This window comes from Mucilaginibacter sp. GW822-FHT03E02 (assembly GCF_058801545.1).
This window is the reverse complement of record NZ_JBXANJ010000001.1, coordinates 6462615-6473544: the sequence shown is the minus strand read 5'-3', so window position 1 is coordinate 6473544 and position 10930 is coordinate 6462615. Positions and strand designations below refer to the sequence as shown.

Below are 10930 nucleotides of genomic sequence, written 5' to 3'. Positions count from 1 at the left end.
CAGATTGGGCTTGCCATAATTAAGCAAACTGCTGATATCATATTTAAAACGATAGAACGATCCCTGGTGAATGGCCCCTGCAGATCTGCCATTGAGTTTTACTTCAGTATCGGTCATGGAGCCGTCAAAAACTATATTGATGCTTTTACCCTGCCAGGCAGCCGGAACGTTAAACTCGAATTTATATAAACCTTTTTCCTTCCCTTTCAGACTATCCTTTGCAAGCCCGTAATTATATTTTCCAAAGCCCTGTAATTCCCAGTTAGAGGGAACAGGGATGGTTGTCCACTTACCCGAATTGCGGCCTTCGGTACAAAAAAACTGCCAGTTAACGGTGTGGTCGCTGCCCGTACCCGATAAATATACCTTTTGTGTTTCCTGCGCACGGGCAGTTATTCCGCTTAGCAGTAACAGGGTATAGGTACATATTTTAAAACAGGCAGATCTCATGGTAATCAGTTTGTAGTAGGTGTAAATTTTAGCGGGTTATCCGTTCGGAATGGCGCGGCAGGTAATCCGTTCTTATTATAGAAATTGGGCTGGGCCGATTCCAACCAGGCAAAACGTGCGGCTACAGGAACATCTACGCCATCCGCCGAAACCTCAACCGTACTACCTCTGATGGCAGCAATGGCGGGTACAAATTTGCCATCCTTGCCGGCTACAGTGAAATCGGCAAGCGGTTTACCATCAGAACTAACCAATCCCTTACCTGCATAATTAAAACTCAAAATGATCTTATTACCGATGATTTTCATGCTTTTATACATCGGTCCGCAGCAAACAAGCTTTTTCTGTCCGTAAGTATTGGCTAATGCCTGTAATTCCAGCCGGCGGCCAACCTCCCACTTAAATGGCGGGTGAATATTTTTAAGATCATCGTTCAAATCGGTGGTGATAACCATGCCTGTATGCGGGATCTGTAAAGCCATGGTTTGGGCTTCTCTTAATTCAGGTTCGGTAAACTCAGTATATGGCACCGCTCCTTTGCTTTGCGAATAATAAAAGGGCGCTATCTGCACGTAATAAAATGGCAGGCTTTTGTTGTTCCAGCTTTTACGCCAGTTATTGATGAGAGCCTCCATTTTATAGGTGTAACTGATGGTTTCACCCAGGTAGCAGTTGCTTTCGCCCTGGTACCATAAAAAACCTTTAAGCGCAAACGGCGCCAGCGGCTGAATCATTTTGGCGTAGAATTTACCGGGATCACCCTCAATTTTAATATTGCTGGTTTTAAAATACGGGATAGCATCAAAAGCTTCCTGCGGCGCCCATGGCTCAATACGGCTGCCGCTTACTGCCGATGAGATTACGCCAACAGGTACTTTCAGATCTTGGTTCAGGTTTTTGGCGAAGAAATAACCCACCGCCGAAAAAGCACGTAAAGTAGAATCCTCCGCGATGCTCCAGCCGGAATGCGTAGAATCGGGCTTTTGCAGGTTTTTTTGGGTGACCAAAAAGATTCTGATCTGTGGGTTATGGGCACGGTCAAGTTCATCAACAGGCGAATTTGCTATACTCGTATCGGGCTTTTTTACTTTGCTGTTCTTGCGCATTTCATACTGCATGTTCGACTGGCCCGAGCACAGCCATACCTCACCTACCAGGATATCTGTAAGCTTTATAGTATTGGTGCCCGTGATGATTAACGTGGATGGATTTACCGAAGCAGGCATCGGTTTAAGCGTTACTATCCATTTACCAGCATCATCAGCAATAGTTGTTTTGGTTTGGCCGTTAAACTTAACTGTTACCTTTTCGCCAGCTTTGGCGGTACCCCAAATTGGTACAGGCTGATTGCGCTGCAATACCATGCCGTTACCTAATATTTTAGGCAAAACAACCTGGGCTATGCTACCTGTAAAACAGAACAAGCTCATAATCAAACAGCAAAATATCGCTCTGCTACCCATTTTTAATAATTGCCTGTTTTAAATGATTTAATATAATAAACCGCAGACCTGGCAGATTCCCCCGCTTTTGGCAGGTCGTAGTTTTGATCCGTTGGTGTGTCTGTATTAGGAAAACGCCGCACCTCGCCTGTGCGGAAAACCACACGGTTAACGCTTAATACCGGGGCAAAAAATAATGCCGTAAGCACATCCTTTCCGTTTACATTCATGGTATAAAAACGGGTATTGGTGTTTAGTTTCAGGATGATATGATAAGGCTTGCCTGCCTCGTACTTAATAATGTTTTTATCACGGTATCCCGCCTTGGTCCTAAACTGCCCCGCCGAATCGAGCGTAAGCCTGATAGCGGCACTGCCCTTTTCATCCTGGAACTCTATATCCAACATCCCGGTATTATTTTGCCCGGGGATGATGGTAAAATCGGCCATTAACTTTTTAGATACAGGCACCACGCGTTCTGCTTTGGCATAATCAAAGGGGTCGTTATCTTTCAGGGTAAGGCTTTTTTCGCCGTCAGGGGCTTTTTCAACAGTCACAGGAGCCCATTGGGGGCTGTAAGTGTTCCACAGTTCCAGCTCTTTACCGGCCGGCATCTCATTAAATACTTCATTGGCATGTGCACCGGCTATTTCGGTTAGGGGTACAGGTATTGATGATACCCAGATGTCCTCCTTATTCATGCTGTAGGTTACCCACAGTTTGCCATCGGGTGGTATACCGTTGCCTTCTTCTATCCCGCGCACATATTGCGGCCCGTATGATTTATAGGCGCCGCCATACCGCATAGCCGAAATTTCGCCGTCAACCAGTAACAGATTTTTATAATTGAGCCCATCATCACTAACCGAAACAGCTAAGGGCCACCTGAATTCGGAAGGGTTATAAACTGTTGCATATTTACCATCGGATGTGCGCTGCCCCCAAATTTTGGCATTGCTGTTTACAAAGCGTGGCGCACGCGCGGCATTTGCAGGCCAGGTTTTGCCATTATCTGTACTAATGGCTGTCAGGGCATATTTCCATAAGCCTACTACCCGGCCATCGGGCAGGTGATAAAAATTGAAAGCCTTATAATCTTTATGCAACGGTATTAAAGGATCTTTTTTATCGGTTTCTTCTACCCACTGCATCATCATTAATGGGTTAGCCATCAGCTCATCGCAGGCCTGTACAAAACCTTTGTCTTTACTGGTTTTATAAAAGGGATAGCTTGTGTTTTTTTCGTTCCATTTAGGGTTGTAATGGATAAAGTAGATGGGGCCATATTTTCCGTTTGGTAAAACCTCGCGCACCACACGCCCTATGCCCTGTCCATCATTGGGATCATCGTGCCCATCCAAACAAATGCCATAAAAACCCAATACCAGCAAGCGTTTTGATTTGGCGGTATAAAAGCCCATGCGCTGGTGCATTACCGAATACAGGTTGTTTGCCACGCCGGGATGCCCTTCTTTTGTAGTGCCATCGGGTATTTTGTAAGGTGGAAAAACCAATGTTGGTTTCGACCAGTTTTGCCCGTCGGCAGATGTAACTACCAGTGTTTGACCGGGAGGCACGCTCTCGCCCACCTTATCGCTCAAATACTCAACATAAAAAGTATTGTTCCAATAGGCCAGCATGGGTGCATGGTTATAAGTGAAGCCAAAACCATCAGCCAGCTTAGGATGTTCCCGGTTGGCCCTCAATATCTGCATGCTATGAACACCTATAGCCGGGCTTAGCTGCCCGTGGTGATAATCAACATTTACTACCGTATTGCCGCTGTAGTGCACGGTATCCTGTGCCCTGGCGCAAAAAGCAATAATGGTAAAAAGTAATATATAGATAGTCCTGTTCATTGTTGATTAGTTTTAACAGCTACCGAATCTTTTAACAGTAAGTTCAGTTGCTTTTGGGTTACTTTAAATATAGTTCCGTGTTTATGCCCTGTGGGCACACTTATACTGTCGGCTATATCGGTAAAGGTTTTAAAATCGGTTGTGCGCATAGCGCCATATCTTTTTAACCGGTACGAATCGTAATAAATAAACCAGTTTTTACCGGTTTTGGTTATAGACGGACCTTCGCTGTACGTTTCGGTAAAGCGTTTGGTATAGTTGCCGTAAGGCCCCAGGGGATTATTACTAAAAGCTACCAGGATATTACGGTTAGGCCGGGTATTATCCTTCATTACCAGGATATAATCGTTTTTGCCCCGCTTTACAATTTCGGCGTCAATTACACTAAAGCCAGGATCCAGGAATAATTTGGTTGGTGCAAAAGTTTTAAAATCGGCAGTAGTGGTATAGTAAAGCCGGTGGTTATTGTTCTCGTCCTCCTGCCCTTTTGCAAAGCGATTTGGCACTGTTGATGCCCATACGATAATAAACCTGCCGGCCTCGTCGTCATAAAACAACTCCGGTGCCCAGGCATTTACTGCCGTCGGCTCGTACTCCATCACGTTAAGATGCTGCTGGGCTGACCAATGAATCAAATCTTTCGAACTGGCGTAGCCTATTCCCTTATCATCTTTCCAGCCGGTTGTCCATACCAGGTGGTAAACACCATCGGGGCCCTGGGCGATGGATGGGTCGCGCATAATTTTTGCTTCACCGGCTTCGGGTTTTATAAATGTTCGGTTTAGGTCTGTCCAATGTATGGCATCATAACTGTACAACAAACGGAGCCCTTCATTTGCCGGTTCATGAAACGACGTAAACATATACACGCTTTTACTCGCCTTGCATGATATTATAGCAGAAGCAAACAATAGTAATATATATGTAAATAGCCGTTTCACGTGTGTTTTTAATAGGTTTTATATGGAGTCGAGAATGAGCACCCAATCGTTGCCGTTTGCCTTCCTGCCGGGAGGATTAAATTTAAGTGTTTTTGCTTTTGCCATGGTTCCAATAGCTGTAACTTGTCCGTTACGGGGATTAAACCACGAAGCTTTTATTTTTGATCCAGCTAATTTTTCGGGATTGATGCTCATCTCTCTGCCCGTATAAGTATAAACAAATGCATAGTTTTTGCCCCGGGTAGCTATCAGCCTGTTATATTTTTCGCCTTGCAGGCCTCCAATCAAATGCTGATCTGGTATACGGTCAAAGTAGGGCCGCGAAAGCATCAGCTTTTTAAGGTAGATCATTTGCCTGGCACCGGGATCGTTAATAGAGTTGTACCAATATCCTTTTGATCCATATGCGCTGCCTTTGTCTGTTGGTTTATGCATCTGCATCACATCGTTATCGCCGTAGGTGTACCCGCAACCACCGGCAAAAACCGACCAGTAACCGTAGCGCCTTACATCGGCGGCTGTCCACACAGGCAGTTTGATATCATGCAGCCCATAAGGGATTTTTTCGTAGGATGGCTCGGCATCCAGTGTAGGCTTTATGGGGAGCTTGGCATAATCTGCCTGCGCGTATTTCCAGTTGTCTTCACCATATTTGAGGTCCTTCTTTGAAGTATCCTGCGCATAGGTGCGATGACCGGATTGAAAGCAATTGAAACTTAACCAGGACTGCTCATGAAACCAGGTAGATGATTGTGTACGACCGCGCGGGTGGTATGTAATCAGATGCGTTGTATCGAGGCTGCGCAGCGTGTTGCCAATAGCGTTCCATGTTTTCATCGAATCGGTGCCGGCTATATCGCCTCCGTTCATCCATATTATATTGGCGTGGCCGCTATACCTTTTGGCTAAAAACTCTGCATATGCTTTGGCCGCGGCCGGGCCTGTATGGTTCTCTTTTACTACCGATCCCCAAACAGGTACCAATGCAATGTACAGCCCCTTTTCGGCGGCCTTGCCTATTACCCAGTCGATATGGTCCCAGTAATCGTATTCATGAGCGTTACCAAAAGTACTGCCCGCTGTAATTTTGGGCATGGCCAAATTTTTGTTGACCAAAGCCGAGTCGCCATAGGCGTTTGTTTCTTTAATGCTATGCACTACCATAACCTGTATCACGTTAAACCCCTGCTTGCTCCGGGTATCCAGGTATTGTTCAGTCTCCTCGCGGTTCATTTTCGAGAAGAGCAGCCAGCCGGTATCGCCCAACCAGAAAAAAGGTTTGCCCGCTGCTGTAAAGTACCGTTGATTTGCCGCTATTTTTAAAACAGGCATAGCTGTTTCATTACTTTTGAACGAGAAAAGCAAACAAGAGATAACGCCAATTAAAACAGCCTTTTTTAACATAATTATTTAGTTACGTGTTAGCCATAAAATGGCTGCACCAACGTTAGGGTTTTTTATTTCGGTTCCGTTACCTCCGTTTACCTCCTGGTCGCCCGGCAAGACCTGGCCGGTTTGGCGATCTATCCATTGCGCTTTATAAATGGTATTGGCAGGCAGATCCAAACGAACGGCCTTATCAGCATTGGTGTAAACAATGTATCCTTTGGCCGAACTTAATGCCCATTGGTCTTTTGGCGCACCGGGCAGTTCAGCAGACTTCATGCCGCTTGCCGCATTTAAAAACTGTTTATCTGTACCGGCCGGTAATACAGGCAATGAGCCGCCGGCTATAAATACAGCCCAGCCAAAATGATCGTATCCATCGGCAGAAAACAGCACAGCTTTATCGGGATATTTAGTGCGGTACTCATGTACGGCACGATAAACCTGCTCAAAAGATGTTGCTTTGGGTTTTAAAATGCGGGCCTGCTGGCGCGGGGCAAGGCTTTGGCCGCCAATGGGTTCATATGCCGCGCCGTTGGCCTGGTAATACCAGTAACGAATGTCGATCACATTGATAACCGATGCTTTTGAAGGATCGGCAAGGATGGCATCCTGCACATCCTTGGTGGCGCTAAGGCCAATAATTTCTTTGTGTTTACGGGTAGTTTCCCATTGCTTAACGGTTTCTACCCAAAACTGCATAAAATGGAGCGGGCCGGTGAACTCAGCTCCAATCAACTGAATTACACCGTTATTGCCCGCAAAATTATCCATGCATTTGTTAATATAAGCCTGGTGAAACTTACGCCGCACAGGGTTAGTTTCATCATAAAACTGCTCGGCCATAAACTGGCGTTTATCACCCGCGTAAGGAACCGGTTCGGGGAAACCGCTACCGTTGATGTTGTTGGCAGTGCGCCATGGAAAATCGGTATAGTGTGCACCGGCTTCAATAATATTATGCTGAAAATAATTTTGATGTACCAGTACCAAACCTTTCTGATCGGCCAGGTCGGCAAATTGTTTTAAACGGCTCCAGTACCAGGTGTTGTATTTAGTGAGGTCGTATTTGCTTAAGCCATCGTAGGCTAACTCTTTACCGCTGCGGGCAAAAGGCAGTTCATAAAATGGCGCCCAAACGTCGCCGTCCATCCTGCGGATGCGTTCATGATCATCGCGGCGGCGATCATACCATAAGCCATAATTATGCTCAAATGTTATAATGTTGTCATGAAGCATCCAGCCAGCTACATCGTTTAAATCGTCGGTAAGCCCTGTCCCGGTCTGGCCGGGCACCCAACGGGCAATGGCCGGTTTGGCTTCCTTATCGGTATAATCGGGATGGACAGTGCCGTTCCACCAGGGTGTTTCAAAATGTTTACCTGCCAATACCGTGTTCCCACGTACCAGCCAGCCGTTAAGCACCGTCATTTTTGGGGCCGGCGTGGCGCCAACTGACGGCTTATACCCTACCTGATCAATGTTTTTTATTCCTGTTGATGAAATATTGATGGGATTTCTTTTAGGGGCCTCATCAATCCATTCGTTAATGGTAACAGCTGGTTTCCGGGCAGCGGCCATTAATTCGGCCGCCTGCTCAACAGTTGGGCTGCTTGATGGTTCTGTCGCCGGATATAAAATATTGGCCTGGTTGCTCACATCTTTATTTAGCCTGTTGGCCAATTGAGCATAATAAAAGCTGCGCGGGTTAATAGAACTGTTTGATTCTTCCCAATAGCCATCGCCGGCAAATTGCGCCCAGGTGCCAAAAGCCCAGTTTTGCGCTGTTGGCGGCTGATAGCAATCAACCCGGGCAGCAGTACAATTCCAAAACAGGCTGTTTGCCGCATTCCATCCTGCTCCCTGCCCATCCTGGCCGCGGTTAAGGTAGCTTAAAGGCTGCCCATCTATATTGGCAATATCAAATAAAACACCTGAGGCCCAGCTATCTATACTACCGCTAAAACTATGCGATTGCACCGTCATACACTGCACAAACGCGTTTGGCCCGGGAGCACAATACCCGGTAGCAAAATCGTGAAAGCCATTTTCGGTATACAGGCGCTGAAACAGCGTTTGGCCGCCCATGGTTAAAAATGTATTTCGTCGCTGCCCGCCAATTTCTGATACCGGCGCCAATGATTTACAATCCTCAACAGTAATACGGTTACCGGTAGGCAAAACAAATACTGCCGAACCGGCAAAATGCCTGAATGTAACCTGCCTTACCCAGGCATCAGTAACATTTTCCATAGTTACAGCCATCCAGCGGTGCGCTTCATCTTTAGGGTTTGAGGGATCATAGGCCGACTGCAGTTCGAGGTTTTCGATACCAACCTGTGCGATGCGGCCTGGCCATGTGTAAGCTGATATAAGGCCACCGCCAAACGCGCTATCTAAGGCAGTAGTAAGCGGAGCATCGATGGTAATTGTATTACCATTAACTGCTGTTACCTTACGGTCCCAATAAATATCACGCTCGCCGGGTTTCCAGGCAAGCGTTGTTAAATCGCCACCAAAATGGTCGGTTTTTATGGTGTTTATCCAGGCTTGCGTGCTGGGGCGGTGTACCAGGATCATATCGCCCGCTTTAATTGCACCACCATCGGCAATATGGAAAACGGATGCATTTACAGGCACGTAAGCGTCTGTAATTTTAATTTCTTTTGATGTTTGCCTGTCCTTAGCGCCGGCAACCCGGATAAATGTTTTCCTATCCGTACCGGCGGCAAACAATGTGGTACCGTTTGCGCCCATGCCGCTTCCGCGTAAAACCACACCCGAAGCTTTGATATTTAAACTACCCTTAACCTGATATACACCTTTGTTTAGCAATACCGCGCCACGGATTCCCTGTTTATCAGACTGTAAAGCAGCTACGTAATCAATTGCCGACTGAATTCTGAGCGTTGCATCGCCGGGCTTTAGTGGCACTACAATGCGTACAGGCACATTAGGTATGGCCTGTTCAGAAGCCATATAGCCGCAGTATGAATAATCTGGAATACGGTCGCCATTAGGGGCTACTGCATAAACAAGCTTGCCATTTTTTTCGGCAACAACGGGTGGCTGTGGTTTGTTTTGATTCTTTTTTTGAGCAAATAAGGAGGCATGCAAAAGCATACCTCCAACCAACATAAATATAAACCTACTTACCCAAAATCTTAACATTACTGTATTATAATTATTTTAATGTAGCCAGTTTCTTTTCTCCTTTAAGCGCCACGGTATTTAAATATACCTCTATATTGGTATAACCACCGCCATTTTTTGCCGGCAAGGCCGAATCGGTTCCATCTTTAGGGTTAAGGCCATGTGCAATTTCCCAGGCATCAGGCAAACCGTCGTTATCGGAATCTTTGTATGGGGTGCCTTTGTAATCGGGGTATCCGCCAACCTGCCACGGTGCAGTGATGATGCCTAATTTATACGAATCTTTAGGCAGTTTGCGCACCTTAAACTGGTACGCGGTATCGGTTTCCATCTCTTTATATACAATTTTTCCGGTACGCGCCTGTTCTGTAATGCGCACATCAACCGGGTCGCGTTTGGGCAGTGTGGCACCCGCGTTAGCAATCACAAATTTATAGGCATCCGTGGCCGACATTATAGTTAAAGACGGCATTGGGAACGGAACATCCGATTTCATGTAATCCTTATACTCACCGGCATCAGGTAATTCCTTACCTCCCGGCCCTTCAACCTGGATACCGCCGTTCCATGGGTCTTTAGTTACCTCGGGATAGCCTTCCATAACATTGCCTACCGCGTATACCCTGCCAAAAAATTTCTCTTTCAGTTTGCTCCTGCCCGATTCGGGTTTCAGGATCCTATGGCCCACGGGCTCGTTTTTAGGTGTTACCGGGCCGGGTTTAAAGTAGTTATTGATTACGTTATAGTTTGTGGTATAATCGCCACCATCCATCGAGCGGTGATGCCAGTTAAATACCACGTTGTTTACAAAATTATAAACCCCATTCCAGCCTACCGATGGGTTACGGCCGGTGTTGTCGGCCCAAAGATTACGCATCAGCGTACTATTTTCGCCGCCCGTAGTGCTGCCAAAAGCATGGTTCCAGTAATCCAACGATTCAGAATAGATACAGTTTTGGATAGTGATATTCACTGTACCCAATTTTTCTTCTTTTGAACCATCACCCGGATCAAACATGTGCCTGTACATCGAAAAGTTTTCGTCAAGGCCCCAGCTTGCAGATACGTGATCGGCAATGATGTTACCTACGGGGTTGCCGCCCAATGCATCATCCCTGCGCCCCACATTCGTTTCGCCACGGCGGAAACGCATGTAACGGATAACTACATCATGTGTATTTACCCAAAATGATTCGCCGGCAATACAAACGCCATCGCCCGGCGCTGTTTGGCCTTCAATGCTGATGTATGGCGCCCTTACTATAATGGGTGTTTTTATGCGGATAATACCTGCAACATTAAATACTACTATACGTGCCCCGCCTTTTTCGCAGGCTTCGCGCAAGGTGCCCGGGCCGCTATCTTCAAGGCTGGTAACCACATAAACCTTACCGCCACGACCACCATATGTAAATTTGCCGCCGCCTTCGGCCCCTGGGAACGCCGGGATTTTTGCCTGTGGCAAGTCGCTTGGCCTTCCTGCCCAGGGCACATAAACCTTGCCCCGCCTTTGATCGGCTTTTATTATGGGCAATGCAATTTGCCAGGCCGAGTCTGAACGGCGGGTAGCCTCTTTCATTAATGCTTCACTCTCGTCTTTTACCTTCTGAGGTACCTCCGGGTATTGGGCAAACGCGGGCTTTGCAAATCCCAACGCTGCCGCAACTATAAATAAGGCTGTGTGTTTTTTCATATTTAA

At 46.6% G+C, this 10930-nt stretch carries 7 protein-coding genes; all 7 read right to left on the bottom strand.

Going from position 1 to position 10930, the window contains the following annotated elements; all coding sequences use genetic code 11:
• The coding region (locus tag AC1RM2_RS27065) for a sugar-binding domain-containing protein (RefSeq protein WP_492988227.1) at positions 1-450 on the bottom strand (450 nt) is incomplete at its 3' end.
• Positions 451-455: 5 nt separating this feature from the next.
• Positions 456-1880 (bottom strand): sialate O-acetylesterase, encoded by a 1425-nt coding sequence (locus tag AC1RM2_RS27060; RefSeq protein WP_492988226.1) that lies wholly within the window; start codon positions 1878-1880, stop codon positions 456-458.
• Between the two features lie 35 nt (positions 1881-1915).
• The gene (locus tag AC1RM2_RS27055) at positions 1916-3751 is read right to left on the bottom strand and encodes an exo-alpha-sialidase (RefSeq protein ID WP_492988225.1); all 1836 of its coding nucleotides are present in this window, start codon (positions 3749-3751) and stop codon (positions 1916-1918) included.
• Positions 3748-4692: a glycoside hydrolase family 43 protein gene (locus AC1RM2_RS27050; RefSeq protein ID WP_492988224.1), complete on the bottom strand. Its 945-nt coding sequence runs from the start codon at positions 4690-4692 to the stop codon at positions 3748-3750. The genes AC1RM2_RS27055 and AC1RM2_RS27050 overlap by 4 nt, the downstream gene beginning before the upstream one ends.
• A gap of 18 nt (positions 4693-4710) precedes the next feature.
• Positions 4711-6096 carry a glycoside hydrolase family 140 protein gene (locus AC1RM2_RS27045; RefSeq protein ID WP_492988223.1) on the bottom strand — a complete coding sequence of 462 codons (1386 nt, stop codon included), beginning with the start codon at positions 6094-6096 and terminating at the stop codon, positions 4711-4713.
• 6 nt (positions 6097-6102) lie between these two features.
• Positions 6103-9249: a DUF6298 domain-containing protein gene (locus AC1RM2_RS27040; RefSeq protein WP_492988222.1), complete on the bottom strand. Its 3147-nt coding sequence runs from the start codon at positions 9247-9249 to the stop codon at positions 6103-6105.
• Between the two features lie 13 nt (positions 9250-9262).
• Entirely contained in the window at positions 9263-10924 is a 1662-nt protein-coding gene (locus tag AC1RM2_RS27035) for a polysaccharide lyase (RefSeq protein WP_492988221.1), read from the bottom strand.
• Between the last annotated feature and the right edge of the window lie 6 nt (positions 10925-10930).

Excerpts from the sequence above, each read along its gene's own strand:
- AC1RM2_RS27060 (WP_492988226.1), bottom strand. The coding sequence starts at position 1,880 with ATGAGCTTGTTCTGTTTTACAGGTAGCATAGCCCAGGTTGTTTTGCCT.
- AC1RM2_RS27055 (WP_492988225.1), bottom strand. The coding sequence starts at position 3,751 with ATGAACAGGACTATCTATATATTACTTTTTACCATTATTGCTTTTTGC.
- AC1RM2_RS27045 (WP_492988223.1), bottom strand. The coding sequence starts at position 6,096 with ATGTTAAAAAAGGCTGTTTTAATTGGCGTTATCTCTTGTTTGCTTTTC.
- AC1RM2_RS27040 (WP_492988222.1), bottom strand. The coding sequence starts at position 9,249 with ATGTTAAGATTTTGGGTAAGTAGGTTTATATTTATGTTGGTTGGAGGT.
- AC1RM2_RS27035 (WP_492988221.1), bottom strand. The coding sequence starts at position 10,924 with ATGAAAAAACACACAGCCTTATTTATAGTTGCGGCAGCGTTGGGATTT.